25 protein-coding genes are annotated in these 23997 nt (G+C 34.2%); 21 read left to right on the plus strand and 4 right to left on the minus strand.

Annotated features, from left to right (window positions below; translation table 11 throughout):
• The first annotated feature begins 3 nt into the window (after nt 1-3).
• The 16 genes from F5ESL0261_RS01505 (at nt 4) to F5ESL0261_RS01580 (ending at nt 14092) form a co-directional block, all read left to right on the plus strand.
• Nucleotides 4-666 (plus strand): bifunctional 2-keto-4-hydroxyglutarate aldolase/2-keto-3-deoxy-6-phosphogluconate aldolase, encoded by a 663-nt coding sequence (locus F5ESL0261_RS01505; protein WP_122051907.1) that lies wholly within the window; start codon nt 4-6, stop codon nt 664-666.
• A complete protein-coding gene (locus tag F5ESL0261_RS01510) occupies nt 663-1421 on the plus strand; it encodes a sugar phosphate isomerase/epimerase (RefSeq protein ID WP_109585828.1) in 759 nt (252 codons plus the stop codon). The genes F5ESL0261_RS01505 and F5ESL0261_RS01510 overlap by 4 nt, the downstream gene beginning before the upstream one ends.
• 374 nt (nt 1422-1795) lie before the next feature.
• The gene (locus F5ESL0261_RS01515) at nt 1796-3655 is read left to right on the plus strand and encodes a helix-turn-helix domain-containing protein (protein ID WP_122051908.1); all 1860 of its coding nucleotides are present in this window, start codon (nt 1796-1798) and stop codon (nt 3653-3655) included.
• 16 nt (nt 3656-3671) lie between these two features.
• Nucleotides 3672-4022, plus strand: coding sequence for a PRD domain-containing protein (locus F5ESL0261_RS01520; protein ID WP_122051909.1), 351 nt, complete (start codon nt 3672-3674; stop codon nt 4020-4022).
• Nucleotides 4023-4035: 13 nt separating this feature from the next.
• Nucleotides 4036-4398: an SFCGS family glycine-rich protein gene (locus tag F5ESL0261_RS01525; RefSeq protein ID WP_045927517.1), complete on the plus strand. Its 363-nt coding sequence runs from the start codon at nt 4036-4038 to the stop codon at nt 4396-4398.
• Between the two features lie 8 nt (nt 4399-4406).
• On the plus strand, nt 4407-4757 hold the full coding sequence (locus F5ESL0261_RS01530; protein ID WP_122051910.1) for a DUF4312 family protein: 351 nt from the start codon (nt 4407-4409) through the stop codon (nt 4755-4757).
• Nucleotides 4758-4759: 2 nt separating this feature from the next.
• Nucleotides 4760-5533 carry a DUF4311 domain-containing protein gene (locus F5ESL0261_RS01535; RefSeq protein WP_122051911.1) on the plus strand — a complete coding sequence of 258 codons (774 nt, stop codon included), beginning with the start codon at nt 4760-4762 and terminating at the stop codon, nt 5531-5533.
• Between the two features lie 25 nt (nt 5534-5558).
• Entirely contained in the window at nt 5559-6242 is a 684-nt protein-coding gene (locus tag F5ESL0261_RS01540) for a DUF4310 family protein (protein ID WP_045927520.1), read from the plus strand.
• Nucleotides 6243-6254: 12 nt separating this feature from the next.
• Entirely contained in the window at nt 6255-7373 is a 1119-nt protein-coding gene (locus F5ESL0261_RS01545; RefSeq protein ID WP_122051912.1) for an amidohydrolase/deacetylase family metallohydrolase, read from the plus strand.
• Between the two features lies 1 nt (nt 7374).
• Nucleotides 7375-8472: a DgaE family pyridoxal phosphate-dependent ammonia lyase gene (locus tag F5ESL0261_RS01550; RefSeq protein ID WP_122051913.1), complete on the plus strand. Its 1098-nt coding sequence runs from the start codon at nt 7375-7377 to the stop codon at nt 8470-8472.
• On the plus strand, nt 8473-9213 hold the full coding sequence (locus F5ESL0261_RS01555; protein WP_045927523.1) for a KDGP aldolase family protein: 741 nt from the start codon (nt 8473-8475) through the stop codon (nt 9211-9213).
• A gap of 14 nt (nt 9214-9227) precedes the next feature.
• A complete protein-coding gene (locus F5ESL0261_RS01560) occupies nt 9228-10313 on the plus strand; it encodes a DUF871 domain-containing protein (RefSeq protein ID WP_122051914.1) in 1086 nt (361 codons plus the stop codon).
• 39 nt (nt 10314-10352) lie between these two features.
• Complete coding sequence (locus F5ESL0261_RS01565) at nt 10353-11648, plus strand: PTS sugar transporter subunit IIC (protein ID WP_122051915.1); 1296 nt, start codon at nt 10353-10355, stop codon at nt 11646-11648.
• Between the two features lie 25 nt (nt 11649-11673).
• The gene (locus tag F5ESL0261_RS01570; RefSeq protein ID WP_045927526.1) at nt 11674-11943 is read left to right on the plus strand and encodes a hypothetical protein; all 270 of its coding nucleotides are present in this window, start codon (nt 11674-11676) and stop codon (nt 11941-11943) included.
• A 260-nt stretch (nt 11944-12203) separates the two neighbouring features.
• The gene (locus tag F5ESL0261_RS01575; RefSeq protein ID WP_122051916.1) at nt 12204-13562 is read left to right on the plus strand and encodes a DHA2 family efflux MFS transporter permease subunit; all 1359 of its coding nucleotides are present in this window, start codon (nt 12204-12206) and stop codon (nt 13560-13562) included.
• A 32-nt stretch (nt 13563-13594) separates the two neighbouring features.
• Complete coding sequence (locus tag F5ESL0261_RS01580; protein WP_122051917.1) at nt 13595-14092, plus strand: TetR/AcrR family transcriptional regulator; 498 nt, start codon at nt 13595-13597, stop codon at nt 14090-14092.
• A 21-nt stretch (nt 14093-14113) separates the two neighbouring features.
• On the opposite strand, the gene F5ESL0261_RS01585 is transcribed toward F5ESL0261_RS01580, so the two are convergent.
• The 4 genes from F5ESL0261_RS01585 to F5ESL0261_RS01600 all read right to left on the minus strand — a co-directional run bounded on the left by F5ESL0261_RS01585 (nt 14114) and on the right by F5ESL0261_RS01600 (nt 18211).
• Nucleotides 14114-14917 (minus strand): ABC transporter ATP-binding protein, encoded by an 804-nt coding sequence (locus F5ESL0261_RS01585; protein WP_122051918.1) that lies wholly within the window; start codon nt 14915-14917, stop codon nt 14114-14116.
• Nucleotides 14895-15812 carry an ABC transporter permease gene (locus F5ESL0261_RS01590; RefSeq protein ID WP_052697043.1) on the minus strand — a complete coding sequence of 306 codons (918 nt, stop codon included), beginning with the start codon at nt 15810-15812 and terminating at the stop codon, nt 14895-14897. Before F5ESL0261_RS01590 ends, F5ESL0261_RS01585 begins: the two co-directional genes overlap by 23 nt.
• Before the next feature lie 30 nt (nt 15813-15842).
• Complete coding sequence (locus F5ESL0261_RS01595) at nt 15843-16811, minus strand: ABC transporter substrate-binding protein (protein ID WP_122051919.1); 969 nt, start codon at nt 16809-16811, stop codon at nt 15843-15845.
• 476 nt (nt 16812-17287) lie between these two features.
• A complete protein-coding gene (locus tag F5ESL0261_RS01600) occupies nt 17288-18211 on the minus strand; it encodes an ABC transporter substrate binding protein (RefSeq protein ID WP_370448880.1) in 924 nt (307 codons plus the stop codon).
• 505 nt (nt 18212-18716) lie between these two features.
• Between F5ESL0261_RS01600 and F5ESL0261_RS01605 the strand changes: the two genes are divergently transcribed.
• From F5ESL0261_RS01605 to F5ESL0261_RS01625, 5 genes are all read left to right on the plus strand, one after another.
• Nucleotides 18717-21278, plus strand: a complete 2562-nt coding sequence (locus F5ESL0261_RS01605) for a sigma 54-interacting transcriptional regulator (RefSeq protein WP_122051921.1) — start codon at nt 18717-18719, stop codon at nt 21276-21278.
• Nucleotides 21279-21406: 128 nt separating this feature from the next.
• A complete protein-coding gene (locus tag F5ESL0261_RS01610; protein ID WP_045927534.1) occupies nt 21407-21823 on the plus strand; it encodes a PTS sugar transporter subunit IIA in 417 nt (138 codons plus the stop codon).
• Nucleotides 21824-21834: 11 nt separating this feature from the next.
• Nucleotides 21835-22332: a PTS sugar transporter subunit IIB gene (locus F5ESL0261_RS01615; RefSeq protein ID WP_034978837.1), complete on the plus strand. Its 498-nt coding sequence runs from the start codon at nt 21835-21837 to the stop codon at nt 22330-22332.
• Between the two features lie 10 nt (nt 22333-22342).
• Nucleotides 22343-23173, plus strand: coding sequence for a PTS sugar transporter subunit IIC (locus tag F5ESL0261_RS01620; protein ID WP_034978835.1), 831 nt, complete (start codon nt 22343-22345; stop codon nt 23171-23173).
• On the plus strand, nt 23170-23997 hold the full coding sequence (locus tag F5ESL0261_RS01625; RefSeq protein ID WP_034978833.1) for a PTS system mannose/fructose/sorbose family transporter subunit IID: 828 nt from the start codon (nt 23170-23172) through the stop codon (nt 23995-23997). Before F5ESL0261_RS01620 ends, F5ESL0261_RS01625 begins: the two co-directional genes overlap by 4 nt.

A 23997-nucleotide genomic window follows, 5' to 3' on the forward strand; every position in this document is an offset into this window, starting at 1 on the left:
AATATGCTTTTAAAATATGAATCGATAAAGAGAATTCAGAAAGCTGGAGTTGTAGCAGTAGTTAGAGGGAATAATGAAGAAAATTCCTACCAAACTGCCAAAGCATGTATAAAAGGACATGTCACTGCTATCGAATTAGCATTTACTTCACCCAGTGCAGATATAACTATCAAAAGATTAACAGAAGAATACGGCAGTGACAAAGATGTGATTATTGGTGCAGGTACGGTGCTGGATCCAGCAACAGCAAGGCTGGCTATTATAGCGGGAGCTAAATTTGTAGTTAGTCCATCTTTTAATAAAGATACGGCCAAGCTTTGTAATTTATACCAGATTCCTTATATTCCAGGGTGTTTTACTTCGACTGAAATTCAAGATGCGCTAACGTATGGTGCCGATGTAATTAAAGTTTTCCCTGGTTCAGTTGCTGGCAAAACAATGATCAATGAAATTCATGGACCGTTTCCAAACGTAAATGTTATGCCAACAGGTGGTGTTTCATTAGAAAACATGAACGAATGGTTTGAAAATGGAGCTTTCGTTATTGGAGTAGGCGGTAGTTTAGTCGGACCGGGTAAAAAGAATGATTACGAAGCTGTTACTGAAAATGCTAGAAAATTTAATGAGAAATATATCAATTTTAGAACAAATAGGAGCAAATCATGACTTTAATAATAAATACATTGGTTTATGAAAAAGAAATTCAAAGTGGTATTAGCCAACTGGATTTAGTGGATAGAATTGCTGATTTAGCTGCAGATGGAATTGAAATTAGACGTGAGTATTTCAAAGATGTAGATGCAGAAATCAAAGAGCTGGCACCAGCTGTTAGAGAAAAGGGTTTATTGCTAAACTATAGTGTGCCTGATAATATTTTTGATGAAAACGGTAATTTTAATCAGAATTTAAATAAGTATTATAAAGAAGCCCAAGAGCTTGGTGCACAGAAAATCAAGTTTAGTACCGGTAATTTCTATAAATACCATGGTGATTTAGCAGAAGATCTTTCAAATTTACCTTTAGCAACTATTCAAACAACTATTGAGAACGATCAAACTCCAATAAGTGGTAACCCAGATACAGTATTTGATTTTCTGACTGCCGTCAGAAAAGCTGGGTTCAATTCAATTTTTGCTACATTTGACTTAGGAAATCTTGCTTTTACAGGTTTTGATCCAAATTTAGCCGCAAAGAAGCTTGCACCTTTTGTAGCGTACATTCACTTGAAGAATCCTATGCTTAATGCAAAGGGCAAAATGCAAAACACTGAGTCATTAGACCTTGGGATGTTCAATTGGAAAGCAGTAGTAAGATACCTGCCTAAAGATGCACAATTTGCATTTGAATTTGCAATGCCAGATGATGAAGTTATTGGCAAGGAAATGGAAAAGTTTCATGACTATTTCAATGGTAAAAGATAACTTTTAAGAATTTTGGATATTAATTTAGCTGATTTCCTCACAAAAAACTTATACAGACTTTAAGCGCTTAAATAATCGTTAGTTAGAAACTTGAAAAAAACAAAAAAATTTAATTGGTAAATCGTCGTTTTAATGTGAAACAAGATTTACCCTTTTTATTTGGCTAATAAAAAAAGGTAAATTAGTTTTATATGCATCTTTACAGGTTTAAATAAAAAACCTAATAATCTTTATATTTTTAATGATGCTCAAAGAATAAAATTCTATGAGCATTTTTGTTGTTCAATTCTTTGCACCAACAGTGTTGAATTAATTTGGAGTTCTTTTTATAATACCGCTTTCATATAATTTAAATATAGAAAGGAGCAAGCAAAATGACTCTAATTTCTAGGCAAATTAACATTGCAACAAACTTATTAAATAACCCGCAGACTTATAAAGTTAAGGATTTATCTGCTAGATATAAAGTTTCAATTAGAACTTTAAGAAGTGATCTCAAAAAAATAGCAGAATGGATAAATAAGCAACCTGGTTGTAAGTATAATTCAAAGCCTGGTATGGGAATATGGATAAGTTTTGCTAGTGATTTTGATCGAAAAAATGCAATTAACTCATTACAATCTTTTTCAAGCGAAGAAGTAATTTCGCAGTATTTAAGTCCAACTCAAAGAAAATGGAAAATTTTGACCAGTTTGATTTTTGCTGATGGATTTATAACCGGCAAAAAAATGACTAAAATGCTTGACGTTTCTGCAAATACTTTTTTAGCAGACATAAATAATGCCAAGTCAGAAGCTAAAAGATTCAATTTGCTTTTAGAAGGGAAAAATTATTATGGCTACTACTTAACTGGAGATGAAATTAATATTCGTGCGCTAATGGAATATATCTTGCAAAAGCAAATAGATAGATATTCATTTGGTGCCAACAATTTGATTGATTTGATTTCTAAAATAAGTACAAGTTCAGCTGGTAACACGAATTTACCTAAAAACATAAATAAGTTAATCAATTATGTTTCTTTAATATTATGTGACATTTTAAATCTAAAAAAGGCCTTTAATACTGGCATGGATTTGAGCATTGCTAAGTCAATGATTAATCGGTTAACGATAATTATTTTAGAAAATCATCGTCATCGATTTTTAAATCTTTCTGGTTATGGTAAAAGACTTAATCAGACTCAAAAGCATTATGCCCAGATCTACAAATTTGTAAGTGAAATTTTTGATATTAGACCAACAAAAGATGAAGAAAAGTACTTTATTTTTGGAGTAAAAGTGTTGGAAAAAGATGTGGAAACTAATAAGGCTGTCAAGGAGATTATTTCCTATGTTTCACAAAAAATGGTTTTGCCTTTGGAGAATGATTTACAGTTACAAGACTCATTAACTCAGCATTTGATAAGTGAATTGAATAGTAATTTTCAGCATTTTAATGACTATACTCCTTTTACAGCAGAGGTTAAAAGTCGGTTTGGCACTTTGTTTGAAACTGTTAAAGCTGCATTGGACAAATATATTTCTAAAAGCCCACTCATTAACAGTGATACTTTTGTGACTTTAGTTTCTCTTCATTTCTTGGTTTCAATTAGTGATTTGCAAAAAGTACCACAAGTCAGTGCACTTTACGTTTGTTCAACCGGTTTAGGTGCAACGAAACTTTTAAAAAAAGTAATTCAAAGCAGAATTCCGTACATTACAAGTGCCGGCTTTGCTTCAGCGATTAATTACCGCACAAAAATATATGAAACAAAGCCTGATCTCGTAATTAGTATTTTCCCTTTGAAAAAAATAGCGTCAACTAAAATCATACAGGTTAATCCGATCCCTAATGAGCAGGATATGTTGAAAGTTGAACGGGAAGTTTCTTTCTTACTCAAACAAAATGCTGTTAAAAATGACAATGATTTGAGGAATGTTATTAAGGAAGAACAAAGTATTAATAATGTAGAGAAAATACTTTCTTTAAGTATAGAAGCCTATATCAATGTCAGTGAATATTTAGGAGATCGCATCAGTAAAAAATATGAAAAAGCATTTATGATTCATGTGCAATTAGCAACGGAGCGAATCTACTTTGATAAGCAATATGACTCTAAGCCAACTGATAAACAATTAAATAAATTTTCCAAAACTGACATCAGTCGACTGCGCACAATTTACTTAGATTTGGGCTTACACATTAATATTAATGAAATAATAGCAATTTTACGTTATACGTTGTTGAGATAAAGAAACGGTAATTTAGATGAAAGTAGAGTTATATAAAGAATTCCAAAAATATATTGCAAAAAGTAATTATAAAGATGAATTAAGGCGGGTAATGGTATATGTAGTTTCTTTAATACATCAAAATAAGCTGCATCCGAGCGACATAGAAACTCAAATTTTAGGTAATCATTTATTTGAAATGGTTAATAGAGCAAAGAATGGAAAAAAATTAGAAAAAGTAGATCAGAAAATTTTTGCTAAGGTTTCACAGCAATCGTTAGAAATGTCTCAGCAAGTTGTGGATTTTATTGATAATAACATCGGCAAAATAGCTGAATCAGAAAAGTATGTTTTGTCAATTCATTTTGAAAATATGAAGTTAGATTAAAGGAGAAATTAATATGTTGAAAATTGTAGTTGCTGACCGAATGGGAAAAGGAAGTAATGTTGCTAAAGGTATTGAAAAAGCGGGCGCCAAGGCTATTTTAATTCCTGGGATTGGTGCAGACATGAAATTAGGGGATGTAATGAATAAAGAAAAAGCTGATTTCGGTATTTCTTTTTGTGGTAGTGGTGGAGCTGGCGCTTTGATTGCCAATAATAAATACGGCTATCCAGAAAGACATGGCATGAGATCAATTACTCAAGGGGTTACTGCTATTAATGATGGTAAAAAAGTTCTGGGTTTTGGCTTTATGGATAAAGAAGAGTTAGGAGAAAAACTTGTTGAAGCAATCAATAAAAAGTATCCCAACAAGTTTTAGGTGTTCAGATGAAAAATGTAATTCAAGCAGAAGATAGAAACATTGTAGTGAAAGGAAAAGCAAAGAATAAGAAAGAGGCATTTGCCAATGCAATAAACCAAGTAGCAAGAAATTTAGGCGCAAAAGAAGATAATTTGATTTTTAAGATAGAACCAAAATCTTTTGAAGTGGAAGAACTTAAGGAAATAGATGAAAAAGAACATTTTTTATTTTTCTTTTTCCCAAGAATACGCAAGTCTTATGAGGTTCAACTTAGAGTTTTGGTTCATGTAGAGTACGTTTGCGTTAATGAAATAGATTGTCAGAAACTAGCAACTACTGACAACCCACTTTTTAACAGAGCAACTAAAGGAGTATAAAAATGCATATTTTGATAATTTTAATTGAATCCTTAATTATTGGTACTCTTGTTGGTTTAGCGGTTGGAATAGGAGCAGCCAGAATGTTTAATGCTCCAACTGTCCAGGCTTTAGGAGCATTCAGAACATTAGGCGAAATGAATGCAAGTGAAGGAGATCCTGCATCACACTTTTCGTTTGGATTGGGTTTCTTCTTTAATGCCTGGGCTTCCACTGTGGCAGCAGGATCTTTTACACAGGATGTTACTCACAGGGTAATACCAAATTGGGCCGCTGCACTTTTAATGTTGAAAAACCACGATGAAAAACAGATGCATGATGCCAAAAAAATGGGTATAGCCGGTGCAATAGTGGGAGCTTTAATTGTTGCTTTTCTTAACTTAACGAGTTCAGCTTTGCCCCAATCACTTCAAATTACGGCGGTAAAAGTCCTCGTTCCAGCTGCAACATTATTAATTAATACTGTTATGCCTGTTATCTTTTGGCTGGCAGCAATTGATGGCGGAAAAAGATCTGGAATTTTCGGAACGGTCTTTGGTGGCATTGCTCAGCTGATTATGGGCAATGCTGTTCCAGGAGTAGTTTTGGGAATTTTAGTCGGTAAAGGAGTAGATGAAAGTGGTTGGAATAAGATTACTAAAATTATTCTAATTACTACAATTGTCTTATTTATTTTGAGTGCATTTTTCAGAGGAATAGATCTGACACTGATTAAGCAACTGAATATGGGAGTTCCTGCTTGGTTAAAACAAATTCACTCAGTTTTTGGTGGCTAAAACCTAGTTGAAAAGAGGCAAAGACATGGATAAAAGTGATGAAACTTTAGAAGAAAAAGAATTAGATTTAAAGAATACTAAAAGTTTTTGGTATGCCGATTGGAGTTTCCCAATTATTGTTGGCTTGATGTCGGCTGGGGTATTTGCTGGAACTTCAATGTATTTTAACTATGGTACTGGTGCATTTAATGAAGTTGCATTTGTTGCCATGTTGAAGGCAGGTATGACTGGTGGCTCGTATGGTGCTTGTGCAGCGTTTGGAGCTAGCTTTCTTTTTGCCAGAGTTTTAGAAGGATCGTTAGATGGAATCTTAGATTTAGGTGGCTCAATTTTAACTGGTGTTGGTTTAGGTATTCCTGCTATATTACTCAGCATGAACATTAAAGAACCAATTAAGAGCTTTCCGCTGGCTCTATTGACCGGTGCTATCATCGGAATTTTGATCGGTCTTGTTATTTATGCTATTAGACATTTTACTTTAAAACAATCTAACTCAACTTTTGGTGCTGATATTATGATGGGCGCAGGTAACGATACAGGCAGATTTTTAGGCCCATTAATCATAATTTCTGCCTGTCAAGCATCAATTCCTATTGGCTTAGGTGCAATTATTGGTGCGGTAATATTTTATGCTTGGAAGAAACCGATCACTGGTGGCGCAATTATTGGAGCTATGATTGCTGGTTTGTTCTTCCCTGTGAAAGTTTAGTTGAGGTAAAAGATGATAGATTTATATTTGAAAAATGGTAAAAGGGTTACAGACGGTTCTCCAATCGAAATTGGCGTTTTAGGTAAAAAAATTGTTGCTGTCGGTCATTGTCTGGATGGAATCGAAGCTGGTAAAGTAATTGATCTTCAAGGAAAGTATGTTTCGGCTGGATGGATTGATGATCATGTTCATTGTTACGAAAAATTGACCCTTTATTATGATGATCCTGATGAAGACGGTTATAAATCTGGTGTCACTACCGTAATTGATGCCGGTTCTACCGGAGCAGAGAACATTGGTGATTTTTATGATATAACCAGAAATAAAATTACCAATGTTTATGCAATGATTAACGTTGGTCAAACGGGCATACTGGCACAAAATGAGTTGGGCGACATTAATACTGTTCAAAAAGATCCTCTGATGGAATCTATTCAAAAATATCGTGATTTCATTGTCGGTATCAAAGTTAGAGAAAGTCATTCTGTAGTTATCGATAATGGTGTAGTGCCTTTGCAGAAAGCTAAAGCATTTCAAAAAAGCTTAGGTGGCAATTTTCCGATTATGGTACATGTTGGCGCAAACCCACCACAATTAAAAGATGTTTTAGACTTAATGGATGATAACGATATTTTGACTCATGGCTATAACGGTAAACCAAATGGCATGCTTGATGAATCAGACAACATTTGTCAATTTCTCTGGGAAGCCTATCGCAGAGGTGTAACTTTTGATGTTGGACATGGTACAGACAGCTTTAACTTCCATACTTTTGATATTGCAAATGCTGCCGGTTTAATTCCATATTCTATTAGTACTGATATATATAACCGCAATCGTGTAAATGGTCCTGTGTATAACATGGCTACAACTTTGGACAAGTTTTTAATGTATGGCTATTCGCTTAGCGATGTGATTAGTAAGGTAACTGCAGCTCCGGCAGATAATTTTAACTTGATTAACAAAGGTCATTTGAAGCCGGGATATGACGCTGATCTGACTATTTTTGAATTAGAAGAAAATAAAGAGGTTACACTTACAGATTCAAATCATAATCAGCGTCAATTTAATGAACATATTTGTCCTAAAATGGTTGTCGTTATGGGTAAAGCTTATCAGATTGGAGAATAAAATGGATTATTATCAGAAATTGAACTTAAAGCATGTAATAAATGCCAGCGGTAAGATGACAATTTTGGGTGTTTCAAAAACAAGTAATGCAGGAATTGAAGCCCAAGAATTTGGCGACAAACATTTTTTTGAAATGTCAGATTTAGTCAAAAAAAGCGGGAAGTATGTGGCTGAATTAATAGGAGCTGAAGATGCAGTCATTGTGAACTCAGCGTCTGCCGGGATTGCTTTAGCAGTTGCAGGAGTTATTGGTCAGGGAAGCCAGTACCATGTTTATCATCCGTATTCAACTAGGTTTAAAGCCAGGAATATTGTCATACCCAAAGGACAAAATGTAGATTATGGTGCTCCAGAAGAAGAAATGATTACTTTGGGTGGAGGTAATGTAGTTGAAGCAGGCTATGCTAATATGTGCTCACCAGAACATGTGGAAATGATGATTGATGAAGATACTGCAGCTGTTTTCTACGTTAAAAGTCACCATGCAGTACAAAAAAGCATGCTTACAGTTAAACAGGCAGTTGAAATTGCTCATAAACATAACTTGCCTTTAATTTTAGACGCTGCAGCAGAAGAAGATCTAAAAAAATATCTGGCTTTAAACGTAGATATTATTCTTTTTAGTGGTGCAAAAGCAATTGAAGGTCCAGCTTCAGGCTTGGTATTTGGTAAAGCAAAATACATCGATTGGATTCGTATGCAAAGTTCAGGAATCGGTAGAGCGATGAAAATTGGTAAAGATAATCTTTTGGGTTTGGTAGGAGCAATTGAAGAATATGTCAGCGCAGGTCCAGAGGATGGCACACACATGCGTAAGCGACTCGCACCATTTTTACAAAATCTGAACACAATTCCTGGGCTTACAGTCAAAGAAGCACAAGATCAAGCAGGACGAGAAATCTATCGTGCCGATATTAAAATGAATGCTGATGCATCGAAGAGTGCATTTCAAGTAATTAAGGAATTAAAAAACAATGATCCGGCTATCTATACTCGAGAATATCGTGCTAATGAAGGAATAATTGAGTTTGATATCAGAGCACTCGATGCAGAAGAAATGAATTTAATAGTTGAAAGATTAAAGGAGATTATGAAATAAATGGAATTAGTACCAAATTATTATAAGGCTAGAGTAGCGTTAAATGTTTTAGCCGGAAGTGTTGCCAATGCTAAGGAGATATATGAAGCTGCTGATGGTCATGTTGTTTGCGGCGTCTTAACTAAAAACTATCCTGATAATGACAGCTGTATTGCTGATTTGAAAAAGTATCAAAGTGCCGTCAATAATGCTATTTCGGTTGGATTAGGTGCAGGCGATCCTAATCAAAGTAAGATGGTTAGTGAAGTATCGCAAGTAATCCAACCGCAACATGTCAATCAAGTTTTTACAGGGGTTGGCTATTCTCGGGCCTTATTAGGACAAGACCAAACTATTATTAATGGTTTAGTTTCACCAACAGGTAAGGTTGGTTATGTCAATATTGCAACAGGTCCTCTAAGCTCTAAAGAAATGGCAACAGAAGTTCCTGTTACTACTGCTATTGCATTACTGAAGGATATGGGTGGCAGTTCATTTAAGTTCTTTCCAATGAAAGGTTTAGCACACAAGGCGGAATACAAATATATTGCTAAAGCTTGTGCTGCAAATGATTTTAGCCTTGAGCCAACAGGTGGCATAGATTTGGAAAACTTTGAGGCTATTTTAGATATTGCTTTAGAAGCCGGAGTAACTAGAATATTGCCACATGTATACTCATCAATTATTGACAAAGATACCGGACTTACCAAGCCAGATGATGTAGCAAAATTGTTTGAAATTGTTAAAAGAAAACTTGCATAAAAGTAGGCACTAAGATGAAGCGAAAACTAGGAATATCGATATACCCAGATCATAGCGATTTCGCCAGTGATAAGGCCTATATCAAAAAAGCAAGTGAATTTGGATTTTCCAGAATTTTTATGAGTTTGCTTGAAATTACCGGCGAGAAGAAAGAAGTAATTGCTAAATATCAAAAGTTAACTAAGTTGGCAAAGGAACTTAATTATGAAGTGATTTTGGATGTTTCGCCAACAATATTTAACCTTTTGGGAATCTCATATGATGACCTTTCATTTTTTGCTGAACTTGGTGTAGATGGTTTACGTCTAGATGACGGATTTGATGGCAAAAAAGAGGCATTACTTAGTTATAATCCGCAAGGTTTAATCATTGAATTAAACATGAGTAATGATGTTGCTTATGTGGATAATATTCTGACTTATCAAGCTAATAAACCTTTTATTTATGGCTGTCACAATTTTTATCCTCAAAAAGGAACAGGTCTACCTTATGATTTCTTTGTGAAATGTAGTCAGCGTTTTAAAAGAAATAATCTGCATACAGCTGCTTTTATCAGTTCTCAATCAGGAAAAATTGGCCCCTGGAGCGTAAATGATGGTTTGCCAACTTTGGAAGAAGATCGTAATTTGCCTGTTGAAGTGCAAGCTAAAAAAATGTTTGCGACTGGGCTCATCGATGATGTAATTATCGGTAATTCCTATGCTAGTGATGGAGAATTAAAAAGACTTAGTTTAATTGATCGTTATCAAACTGAGTTAAAAATTGATTTCGTTTCAGATATAAATGAAGTTGAACATGACATTGCTCTTAATAATCAACATGTTAGACGGGGAGATATAAATGAGCAGGTAATCAGATCAACAGAAGTTAGAAAAAAGTATCATAGTTTTTCCAATTCGCCACATGACAATGAAATAGAGTTTCAAAAAGGGGATGTAGTCATAGGCAATAATGGGTTTGGAAAGTATAAGAATGAGCTACAGATTGTATTAAAGCCACATAAAGATAATCGTAAAAATCTCGTTGGACATATCAATACCGATGAACTTTTACTATTACCATTTATTAAGTCTTGGTCAAAATTTAAGTTTGTCTGTTAAAAATTCTATAACTAAAAAATAAATATGAGGTGAAAATAAATGAATAATTTTGTCAATTTTTTGGAAGCAAAAATTCTACCTGTAGCTAATAAAATGGGTCAGCAAAGACATATGACAGCTATTCGTAAAGGTATTATTGCTACCTTACCACTAACTATTGTTGGCTCTTTCTTTACCATTCTGAGTAATATGCCCATACCAGCAGTCGCTATTTTCTTAGCACCTTATCAGGCAATTCTAGATATTCCTTTTCGCTTTACGGTAGGAATTCTGTCGTTATATGCAACATTTGGTATTGCTTCTGCTCTTGCTGAAAGCTATAAGATGGATACTTTGTCTAGTGGCATATTAGCTGTGCTTGCCTTTTTAGTGGCGACAGTGCAGCCGGTTAAAGTGAATGCAGATGTTAAAAACGTGATTACGGCAGGACGCTACATTAATATAGCCAATTTAAGTGCATCTTCGTTATTTGCAGCGATTGCAACTGCTTTGATCTCTGTCGAAATTTATCACTTTTTAGAAAAGAAAAACATCACAATTAAAATGCCCGAAGGTGTTCCTCCTGAGGTTTCCAATTCTTTTGTAGCTCTTTTTCCAGCAGCGATTATTTTAATATTATTTTGGGTTGTAAGAGATATATTTAATTTCAATATCGCTACTTTTATTTCCAATATTTTAATGCCGTTAAAAGGATTTTTAGTTGGCAACAGCTTGGCCGGTGGCCTGACTACTGTATTCTTTATATGTGGCTTCTGGACACTTGGTATTCATGGCGCTGCTATTATGGATCCAATTGTCAGACCATTTTGGGAAATGTCAATTGCTACTAATATGAATCAATTTCATGCTGGTGTAGCAGCAACTCACTTATCCACAATTTTTACTGAGCAATTTTTGCAATGGTTTGTTTGGATTGGTGGAGCTGGTGGGACACTTGCCTTAGTAGTACTTTTTATGTTTTCTAAATCGAAGTACTTAAAAGATTTAGGTAAGTTATCTATTTTACCTGGTTTATTCAATATTAACGAGCCAATTATATTTGGTGCCCCAATTGTGTTAAATCCGATTCTTGGTATTCCATTTATTTTGGCTCCACTCGTAACAACTACCATTTCTTATTTTGCAACTACTTCTCACTTGGTACCAATGATGATGGTCAGATTACCATTTACTATTCCCGCACCAATTGCAGCAATCATGAGTACAAATTGGAGTTGGAATGCTTTGATACTGTCAGTGGTTAACTTTATTATCTACATCATCATCTACTATCCATTTTTCAAAGTGTTTGAAAAACAGCAATTGGAAAAAGAGAATGATGCTTTGCAAAGCTAATTAACTAAGGTTAAGTGAAATAATAATGATATATATAATTTTATTAGCTGTATATTTTATAGCTTGTCAGGTAGTAGTTTTTAAGGTTGATCGCGTCAGAAAATTCATTAACGAATATAGCGCAGGAAAGATAGTTTTATATGGCATAATTGCTATCGGCCTGGGGACAATTTTATGCATGACTTTAAAAGTAAGCTGGATATTAATTGCTTTAATTACTGTTTTTGAATGTTCAATTATTTCAGAAAAATATCGACTTGTTTTCAAAGACATGGAAAAGGGGAGAAAAATATAGAATAATAAAACTATACATTATATCAAAATAAATAATTTAAGGACTAATATCTAATGCTTTAGATAATTAGTCCTTTTTATTAAATTAATAATGTTACCTTATGTTAATAAAGTAGCGACATTTAAGGTTATAAATTACAGCTTCTTACAAAAATTTTGTCACAGTCAGTTTTTTCCCAACATTTCAATATAAATTGTTGGTTGTTTATCTTTTCTACATCAATATAATTAAAACAACTTAAATTGAAAGAAGAGAAATTCATGACTGGAAAAAAAGCCAATTTAATTTTTGGAACTCTTTTGACTGGAACAATTGTTACATCGTTTCTTCAAACTTCTTTAACAACGGCCTTACCACAAATTATGCATGAGTTATCATTGACCGCACTAACTGCCCAGTGGTTAACCAGCGCTTTTAGTTTAGCTATGGCAGTAATGATTCCTATATCAGCATATTTGATTAAACGCTTTACTACTAGGCAAATATTTTTATCGTCAATGCTATTATTTGCTTTCGGCACATTGCTTTGTTGTTGGGGAAGCAATTTTCTAATTATACTAATAGGTCGTATATTTCAAGCCTTTGGTAGCGGCATTATTTTACCATTAACTCAAGTAGTAATTATGATTCTTTATCCGGTTAACAAGCAGGGAACAGTCATGGGGATATTGGGATTGGCATCAGGAGCAGCACCTGTGATAGCACCAACTTTAACAGGCTTCCTTATTGAAATATGGGGTTGGCGTAGTGTTTTCTTTATTTCAGCAGCTATATCACTTTTTATTATAATTTTAGCAATCTTTAGCGTTGAAAATGTTTCACCAGTTGCAAAAAATCAGCTAGATTACTTTTCTCTATTATTAAGTACTGGTGGCTTGAGCAGTATGTTGATAGGACTAAGCAATATTACTACTAGATTATTTACAAGCTTAATCTTGATGGTTATTGGAACAGTATTAATAATTATTTTTTGTAAAAGACAGTTACAAGATGATGAACCATTACTAAATATAAGAATTTTTAAGAATTCAAAATTTCGTTTGGCTGTATTAATCAGTATGCTTCTTTATGCAATAATGATGGGTAGTTCAACTATTTATCCTATTTTAATTCAAACTGTAATGAAAAAATCAGCCCTTATTTCAGCATTTATAATGTTGCCCGGATCATTAGCTATGGCTCTAATTAATCCTTTTACCGGAATGTTTTATGATAGATTTGGAATAACTAAATTGGCAATTTCAGGAAGCTTGTTATTAGTAATTAGTTGTTTGGGAGTAACATTTATTAGTTCTCCAAAAGAAATAATTTTGTTAGGAGTTTTTTATCTTCTCCGTTTATTAGGGGTTGGCTGTTTGATGATGCCAATTGTAACTTGGGGAATGCAAAGTTTGCCTAAAAATGAAGCAGCAAATGGTACAGCTCTTCTAACTTGTTTAAGAACATTAAGCGGTGCTATAGGAACTTCTTTATTTATGGAAGCCATGACTAGCGCAACCCACTTTATTGATACCAAAGTGACGGCAAATTATATAGGAATTCAATTCACATTCGGTATGATGTCATTTTTGGCTTTAGTTCAATTATTTATTAGCATATATAAATTCAAAAAGCTTTAACAAAAAGATTTTTATATGTCATAATCATTTCTATGAATAAAAAAAGAAATCGCACTGTATCACGTAAAAAAATTCAAAATGCCGTCGTAGAACTTTTAAAGAATAGTAACTTAGAAAATTTAAAAGTCACTGAAATTTGTCAAAAGGCACATATTAACAGGTCAACTTTTTATGCTAATTACACAGATATTTATGATATGGCAGACAAATTAAGAAAATATCTTGTTGATGAATACGCACTAACACAAAAGAATTTAAAAAATCCAAGTTTTTCAAAATTATTGCAACATGTTAAAGACAACCAAGATTTGTATCGTTTATTTTTTAAACTTAATTTACAAAATGGTGTTGCTGAAAAGTTTATAGATAATCATGAAGAAAAAGATCATTATGATGAGGTGTTTTTTCGCAATGGCATAGTAGCTATAATTACCGAGTGGCTAAAAAATAATTGTTCTGAGTCAATAGATAACATTGTCAAAGTAATTGATGCTCATCAAAATTGTTTGAAGAATAAAAAAACAATCTGAAATTCAGATTGTTTTTCTGTTTTAAGCCAGTAAAATAGCATCGTCTTCAAGCCTCGAACCAACGTGCTTTTGGAATAGTTCCATCAGTTTAGGCACCGTCAAGTTTTGTTTATCTTCACCGGCCAAATCAATTGCCACACGACCTTGATGCAACATAATCAATCGATTACCGTATCGTATAGCATCTTCCATGTTGTGGGTAACCATAAAAGCCGTTAAATGCTGTTCGGATATTAACTTTTCAGTTAATTGCATGACTGTAATCGAGGTTTGCGGATCAAGAGCAGCAGTATGCTCATCCAGTAAAATCAAATCTGGTCTTTGCAAAGTAGCCATTAAGAGTGTAATTGCTTGTCTTTGACCTCCGGAAAGAAGTCCAATTTCAGTTTCCAAACGGTTTTCCAAATTTAAGTTAAGTTGTGCCAGCTGCTTTTTGAAAAATTTTCTATCCTGTTTTTTAACGCCGGGACGAAAACCGCGTCGTTGGCCTCGTTTCATCGCTAAAGCCAAATTTTCTTCAACTGTTAATCTGACCGCTGTTCCCATTTTAGGATCTTGAAATACGCGACTAATATTTTTTGCTCGTTTAGTAACAGGCATTTTTGTAATATCGGTACCTTTTAAAATAATTTGACCCTCTTGAATAGGCAGCGTACCAGCAATACTATTGAGCAGGGTAGACTTACCGGCTCCGTTACTACCAATGATAGTCACAAAATCCCCGGCTTCTAAATTAAGGTCAATTCCGCGTAAAACCCGGTTTTCATTGACAGTTCCTTGTTCAAAAGTTTGATGTAAATTTTTAATCTTTAGTACTTCTGGCATTTTGCTTTCCTCCTTTAAGATTGCGTGGCAAGTGGAAATTCGGCAAAGTTAAGCACACAACTAAAACTAAAGCTGAAGCTAATTTTGCATCAGATGGTTCTACATTCATCTGGAAAACCAGAGCTAAAATCAGCCTATAAATGATGGCACCTACGACTAAAGTAAGTAAACGACCACCAATTGACAGATTCCTGATAAGTACTTCTGCAATAATAATTGAAGCTAATCCAATAACCAGAGTACCAACACCAGAGTTAAGATCGGCAAAGCCGTTATTTTGTGCTAAAAGTCCACCTGACAGGGCAATGCATCCGTTAGAAATCATATAGCCTAAAATTTTCATTCCTTGAGTTTTGATACCATTTGCGGCACTCATTTGAGGATTGTCGCCTGTAGCTCTCATAGCTAGGCCAATTTCAGTTTTGAAAAAAACAACTAATAATAGTATAACCAAAAGTGCAATTATCAATCCCATCGCAATTACTGCATTGTTACGACTTAATCCCCAATTTTGCGCAATTGTAAAAACTGTATCTTTGCCCAACAATGAAACATTAGCAGCGTTTTGCATTACTCTGGAAGTAATGGAGTACAGTCCAGTCATTGTAATAATTCCTGCTAGTAAGGAAGGAATACGCAATTTGGTGTTCAAAATACCAGTAACTAAGCCAGCAATCAAACCGCCAACAAATGCGGCAATAGTTGCTAAAACAGGATTAATTCCCTTAATAATACACATCGTTGCAACGGCTCCCCCTAACGGAAAGCTGCCTTCAGCTGTCATGTCGGCTAGATCTAATATCCGAAAAGTTAAGTAAACACCAATTGCCATTAATGACCAAAGTAATCCTTGAGAAGTAGATGAAAGTAATAACTCCCAAAATGTATTCAACATAACTATTGATTCACGCTGCCTTTCTTTAATTTACTTAGGTGCTTTAATTGAAGCAGGATCAATTCCAAGTGCCTTTGCCATTTTCTTGTTAACCACCAATTTCAAATCAGTTGCCCTTTCAACAGGCATGTCTTTAGGTTTAGCTTTACCATCTAAAATCTTAGCGGCCATTTTACCGGTTTGTTTACCAAGTGCCTCATAATCTATTCCAATAGAAGCCAAGCCGCCAGTTTTAACTTGGTCAGTTGAACCAGCTACTAGTGGGATCTTCTTTTCCTTAACAACCTTACCAATAATTGAAGAAGCAGAAGCAAATGTATTGTCTGTTGGTACGTAAATTCCTTGTACTTTACCAGCTAAGGTTTCTGTTACTTGTTGAACGTCGTTAGTGGTATTAGCTGTTTTAACTAAAACTTTAACGCCAGCTTTTTTCAATGCCTTGATGGCTAGATCAGCTTGAATTTTAGAATTGGCTTCGCCCGCATTGTACATAATGCCAATTGTTTTAGCCTTAGGCACTATTGATAATAACAATTTTATTTGTTTATCAATTGAAACCATGTCAGTAGTTCCAGTAACATTTCTGCCAGGTTTTGCATCTGAATTTACTAATTTAGCAGCTTTTAGATCAGTCACTGCAGTTACTACAATAGGAATATCTTGGGTTGCATTAGCTACGCTTTGCGCTGCCGGTGTGGCAATTCCTAAAATTAAATCTGATTTTTCATTGACTAGTTTTTCACTCATACTTTTCAGATTGTCTTGGCTATTTTGGGCATTTTGATAATCAATTTTTAGATTCTTGCCTTCAACGTAGCCATTCTCTTTCAAGCCTTCTTTGAAACCTTTGTTAGCCTCATCTAATGAGGGATGCTGTACTACCTGCAGTATACCCACATGTTTGACAGTTGCTGTACTGCCTGATTTCTTGTTACTGCAGCCACTAAGCAGCAACAGACTAGTTAAAGCCATTCCCATAATAATTTTCTTGATTCGCATTTTCGTTCCTCCGTAATACTGCTGACCGTAAAAAAATATCCACTTATTTCTAAGTGGATATACAAGAATTATTAGTAATAATCATTTGTGATTAGCCACTTAGAAAGTTATGTGGCTAACCGCAATTAAAGGACTTTAGCCATCATAGATAAATTCAAAACTTGAGTCTGGTTTGAATTCATCTAGATGAACCCAAACCTTATCTAAAATAGCTAAAGTAATAACGGTTATTCAGTTGTGAGACTCGTATTAAATTATATTTCATAAAACTTTACCTCCAACCTTAATGAGAAGATTATAAAAAATAAAGAAGAAAAAGTCAAGAAATAATAAATTTAGCTTGTAAAAATAATAATAATTATGATCACTTAAAGCAAAGGCTAAATAAAAAGGTCACCCATTTGAAATAAGCAACAAAGCTTTTCACTTTTGCTTTTTATTTCACTGTTCAGTGGCCTTTTTATATCAATTTAAAATTATTTGGGTGCTTTAATTGATTTAGGATCAATTCCCAGTGCTTTAGCCATACTCTTGTTAACAACTAATTTCATATCATGTGCTCTTTCAACCGGCATGTTAGCTGGCTTGGCTTTACCAGATAAAATCTTGGCCGCCATTTTACCAGTTTGTTCTCCTAATAATTCGTAATCAATTCCGATTGAGGCCAAACCACCTGTTCTAACTTGATCAACGGAACTTGCTACCAGGGGAACTTTCTTTTCTTTGACTACTTTTCCAACTACAGAAGCAGCTGAATCGAAAGTATTGTCAGTAGGAACGAATATACCGTCAACTTTAGAGGCAAGCGTTTCAGTTACTTGCTGAACATCATTAGTTGTGTTTGCAGTTTTAATCAAAACTTTCACTCCTGCTTTTTTCAGTGCCGCCGTAGCTAAATCGGCCTGTATTTTAGAGTTTGACTCACCGGCATTGTACATAATGCCTACAGTTTTTGCCTTGGGTACGATTGATAGCAATAATTTAATTTGTCTTTTAATTGAAACCATGTCTGTTGTTCCCGTAATGTTTCTGCCAGGTTTAGCATCTGAATCAACTAACTTGGCTGCTTTCAAGTCAGTTACAGCAGTAACAACAGTTGGTATTTTTTGGGTCGCATTAGCAACGCTCTGTGCAGCTGGAGTGGCAATGCCCAAAATCAAATCTGATTTTTCATTAACCAGTTTTTCACTCATACTTTTCAGATTGTCTTGATTGTTTTGCGCATTCTGGTAGTCAATTTTAAGATTTTTACCTTCAACAAAACCACTTTCTTTTAGTCCCTTTTTAAAACCTTTGTATGCCTTATCTAAAGAGGGGTGCTGCACTACTTGTAAGACACCAACATGTTTAACATCAGGCGCCTTGCTGGCTTTTTTGCTGCTGCACCCTCCCAGTGCCATTAATCCGACAATACTAATTCCTGTGATCAATTTCTTGAAATGCATTTTCTGCCTCCATAAAAAATACCCACTTATTTCTAAGCGGGTACACAAAAATTTTTATTGCCAAAAACGATTGAATGTGGTCAGCCACTTAGAAAGCTATGTGGCTAACCAAACTAAAAGAGTCTTAGCCATCATAGATAAATTCAAACTTGTGTTTAGTTTGAATCCACCTAGATGAACCCAAACTCTTATCTATAGTAGCTAAGATAATAACGATTATTTAGTTGATTTTCTTTTTGACTAAATTGAATCATTACCCTTACCTCTAACTTCAATAACCGAATTATAAAAAAATAAGAAATTAAAGTCAAGGCTTAATTTAATTTTATTGTTAATGTTAAAAATGGATGGCTAAAGATAAACTCTTTAAAATCTAATTTATATGGTAGTGATGATAAATAGAAAGCGCTCTGATTAATGGTTATAATACAGATAATGAAAGTAGGGGTAGTTAAAAGAAATGAGTATAGCTAAAGAGCGTGTATTAAAAGAAATTGAATTATTACCAGATGGTACAACAATTGACACGAAGGGTCTCGCCCAAAGGTTAAGTTTATCTAGATCAGTAGTTAGTCATTATCTTAACCAATTAGTTAAAGACAAGAAAATACAAAAAATTGCTGAACGACCGGTTAAGTGGTCTAAAGTTGAGGCTAAAAATCCAATTAAACATGCGTCTTTTGAGAGTGTAATTGGTAGTGACGGTTCACTGAAAAAAGCAATTGAACAGTTAAGTGCTGCAGCAGCTTATCCTCCTGATGGATTAAATGTTTTAATTACAGGCAAGTCAGGAGTAGGAAAAAGCTTTTTAGCTCGTAAATTATATTCTTATTCTAAAGAAATTGGTGTTATTGCTACTAAAGCACCTTATATAGTTTTAAATTGTGCTAATTATGCCAACAATCCTGAACTTATTTCCAGTATGCTTTTTGGCTATGTTCAAGGTGCATTTACTGGCGCCGATACTGCTAAAGATGGTTTGCTGAAAGAGGCAAATGGCGGTTATTTATTTTTGGATGAAGTGCATCGTCTCAGTAGTGAAAATCAGGAAAAGCTTTTTAGTTTTATTGACTCCGGGCAATTTTATAAAATGGGAGATAATGTACATCCGCAAAAGTCAAAAGTCAGACTGATTATGGCAACGACCGAAATGCCTGAAAATGTTCTTTTAACAACCTTTTTACGACGGATTCCCGTCAGAATAAATTTACCTGATTATATTGATCGACCCGTTGACGAACGATTGGAGCTAATTGATACATTATTTATGAGTGAAGCTCATAAAATTAATAAAAAAATTTTTGTAGATAAAGATGTGGTATCAACACTTTTACAACTAAATCATACTGGAAATATTGGGTATCTTAAAAATACCATTAAAGTTTCATGTGCTGCAGCCTATCATGATTGTTATAACAGCACTACCATTACTCTTAAATTAAAAAATCTAGAACTGGAAACTTTACCTGAATTTAAAGATTATGGAGAAATAATTGTTGATCCAGATAAAAAGAAATCTTTTATACCCCAGATTAGTTTGGAACAAAAATTAACTGATATTACTGATTCTCTAAAAATTCTTGAAGATAATTATACTGATGAAAACTTGAATACATGTCGGTTAAGAGTGCAGGCAGTTAATAAATTTATTAATAAAGAGTCATTAAAATCTGGTTTACATGTTCAACATCAATACCTTTTTAAAAATATCATTGTCAAACAATATGGTTTAAATAAAACTGATTATTTAGAACCGATTATTTATTTGTTATATGTGCGTCACTTTAAACCCAATTGTGATATCTCTAAGCTGAAAGAAGTAATAACGAATTATTTGCCTCGTTCATTTCATGTAGCCAGCAAATTTTATGAAAAATTACCTGTTTTAGATTCTGAAAGTCATAAAAGCATAGCTTTAATCCTGGCATTGTTGTTAAGTGACCATGTGGATGAAAATATTCAGTTACGTGGTTTAATGGTAGCTCATGGTGAAAATACAGCCACCAGTATTCAGGCAGTTATTAATTATCTTTGTGGCAACTATATTTTTGATGCAATCGATATGCCAATTGATGCTGATATAACTACTGTTATCAAGGAAGCTAACAAGTTAATTAGTAGCTTTAACACCACCAATGGTTTCATTTTGATGATAGATATGGGTTCATTGAGCCAGCTTTATGGCCAAATTAGTGCCCAATTGGATGGCGATTTGTTGGTAGTTAATAATTTAACAACTTTAACTGCCTTAGATTTAGCACTTCAAATGAAACAAAATTTGCCTTTCAAGCAAATAGCGGAAAAAGCAGAAAAAGATTACGGCATTGATGTTAAGTATTATGAGGGCTTTTCCCAGTCAATGAATATTTTGGTTTCATGTATTTCTGGATTAGGAATAGCTGAAAAAATCAGTGATATCATGCGACAATATTTACCTGTAGGGATAAAGGTAATACCAATAGGTTATAATTCTTTAAAAGAAAAAATTGCTGGTAAGAAATGGTCGTATTTCAAGCAAACGCTTTTTGTATTAACTACAATTGATATCACAGAAAAAGTTGAGTTTAACCATATGAATCTATATGACATATTAGATTCCCGTGGTGAAAATAAACTTAAGAAGTGGCTCTCTCCTTATCTAACTCCAGGACAATTGGAAAGCTTCAATAATCAATTGTTGCGTTTCTTTTCAAAGGAAGGAATTTCAGAAAGGCTTAGTTTTTTAAATCCAGATGTAGTACTTGGAGAAGTGGAAACTATTAATAGGAAATACGAAGACTATTATAATTTAAAATTAGATGGTAAAGTCAAATTGAATCTGTACATGCACATAGCGCTTATGATTGAACGCACAATGATGCGTAACACTTCAGAAGTTCCTGTTAAACCAAAGTCAGAAAAAGAAAGGAACTTTTACAAAATTACCAAAAGTATATTTCAACCTATTGAAATCAAATATAATATTAAAGTTTCTACATACGAGATGTCCCTTTTATATGAATTGTTTAAACAGTTTATTTAAAAGAGTTTAAAATTTTACTAAGAAGTGTTTACTGGCTTAAACACTTCTTTTTTTATGCTTTTAAACAGCACTTGGCATTATATTTGCTAAACATTAGTGAAATGGTAAATAACTAAAGGAGTGACAAGATGACAGATATATTGATTGCAAGTCATGGGCATTTTGCCAGTGGCTTAAACAGCTCTATCGAAATCTTAACGGGTATGAGCAAGAAAATTAAAGTTATCGATGCCTATGTTGATAAATCAGACTATATAAAACAAATAGATGATTTTATTGCAAAGTCTAAACGACCAGCTGTGATTTTTACAGATTTAAAAGGGGGCAGTGTAAATCAAAATGTAGTCTTAAGAGTTGCTAAGGAAAAAGATATATTTGTAGTTACTCAAACTAATCTTGCAGTTGTATTAGCAGTGCTTTTAGATACCGAAAAGCTAACTAAACAACATCTACAGGATTTGATAAATCAGAGTCAAGTAGAATTGTTCCAAATTGATGATGATAATAATAGTTTGTCAAATCAAGAAGAAGAATTTTTTAAATAAGGAGAAAAAAGATGATTGCGGCATTAAGAGTAGATGAAAGACTGATTCACGGCCAGATTTCAATGTCATGGAGTAAAGCTTTAAAACTGCAGGGGATTGTGGTAGCTAACGATAAAGCGGCATCAGATGATATGCAAAAAATGATGCTCAAAATGGCAGCACCGTCAGATATTAAGACGATCATTTCATCAGTAGACAATGCAATTAAGTTGCTTAATGATGAGCGTTCTCATAACATGCGTTTACTGGTCATTACTACCACTGTCAAGGATGCCCTTACTATTGCAGACAATGTCAATGAAAAGCCGGAGCAGGTCAACATTGGTAATGCCGGTAAGATGGATGCAAAGGGTGATGAAGTCACTCTCACAAAGGAAGTACGGCTGTCACCAGAAGAGATTGAATATTTAAAGAAATTAGTAGCAGAATATCCTGATACTTATTTCCAAGGTACACCAAATATGGAAAAACATATGGGTAAAGATCTTTTAAAGAAACTTGAAAAATAGGAGGTAAAAAATGTTTTATGATGCTTTAATGACTGCTATTGCGGTTTTTGTAGGCACTGCAGGACATGAATTTTTTGGAAATGCCATGCTTAGCAGACCCATTGTAGTAGCGCCTTTACTGGGATTTTTATTAGGTGATATACACACAGGACTACTAGTAGGAGCTTCAGTTGAAACTATTTTTATGGGTGTCGTCAATATTGGTATTTCAAGCACCGCAGAGCCGGCATTAGCTGCGGCTTTGGCTACAGTGTTTACAATTCAGTCTGGAAATATGGGCGCTAATATTACACTGGCATTTCCATTAGCAGTGTTAGGCTTACAGTTTTTAAACATGATTCTTTCGTTTGTAATCGGGCCTTTTGCTCCTTTATTCGCTAAATTTGCAAGAAAAGGCGAAGATAAAAAAATGGTAGCACTACACTATGGCTTATGGTTCTTACACTATGGTTTATATTCGCTGATCCCGTTTTTTGCTGTTCTTTTTGGTTCAAAGGCAGTGCAATTTGCTCTGCAGGCAATTCCAAAGTCAATTATGAATGGCCTAACAGTTGCAGGTAATTTATTACCAGCAGTCGGAATGGCAATGTTACTACTACTGTTATGGGACAACAAGCTGGCACAATATTACTTTTTAGGAGTTGTATTAATGGCTTACTTAAAATTGCCATTAATGGCTATTGCGGTCATTGCAGCTATTGTAGCTGTAGCTATTGCTGAACGTGATATGAGTGAAATAAAACTTTCTAAAAATAAGGGAGTTACTAGTTCTGTATCTGATTCAGATCAAAAGGATGAGAAAAAATCATTTAGTCAAGAAGAGGAGGACTTTTTCGCATGAAATTAACACAAGGTTTGTCTAAAGATGAAAAGAAAATGATTCGCAGTATGTTCTGGCGGTCCTCAACCATGTACATATCTGTTAACCCAGTTTTGATGGGTGGTGGCGGTTTCTGCTACTCACTAATGCCTTTCATTAATAAATATTATAAAAATGATGAAGCTGGTAGACGTAAAGCTTTGGAACGTGAAACTTCTTACTTTAGTACTACTGTACCAATGTCTACTTTTGTTATGGGTATTGCCGCTTCAATGGAAAAGGAAAACAGTAAAGAACCTGATTTCAATGCTGATTCAATTAATGCTGTTAAGACCAGCTTGATGGGGCCTTTAGCTGGTATTGGCGACTCTTTATTTTGGGGAGTTTGGCGTGCAGTTTGTGCAGCTTTGGCTATTAATTTTGCTAAAAATGGCAATTTTCTCGCACCAATTATATTTTTAGTCATGTTTAATATACCTAACTACATTATTCGTTATTATGGCGGTTTCTTGGGCTATTCTTTAGGTTCAAGTTATGTTAAAAAACTTTATGAAAATGGATTAATGAATGTATTGACCAAGGCTGCAAGCATTCTAGGACTTGTAATGGTCGGTGCTATGACTGTGCAAATGGTAATTTTTAAAACTACGATTAAATGGACAATGGGTGGCAAAACGATAATGGATGTCCAATCGGTCCTTGATCAAATATTTAAAGGTTTGTTACCTGTGGCAATTACTTTAGTATGTTACAAACTTTTAAAAGACAAGAAAATCGGTGTGATCAGCCTAATTTTTGCAATTGTTGTGCTATCGATTTTGGCGTCATTAATCGGAATAGTCTAA

Origin of the sequence: Lactobacillus sp. ESL0261 (genome assembly GCF_003693025.1) — a bacterium.
Lineage (GTDB): Bacteria > Bacillota > Bacilli > Lactobacillales > Lactobacillaceae > Lactobacillus > Lactobacillus kullabergensis.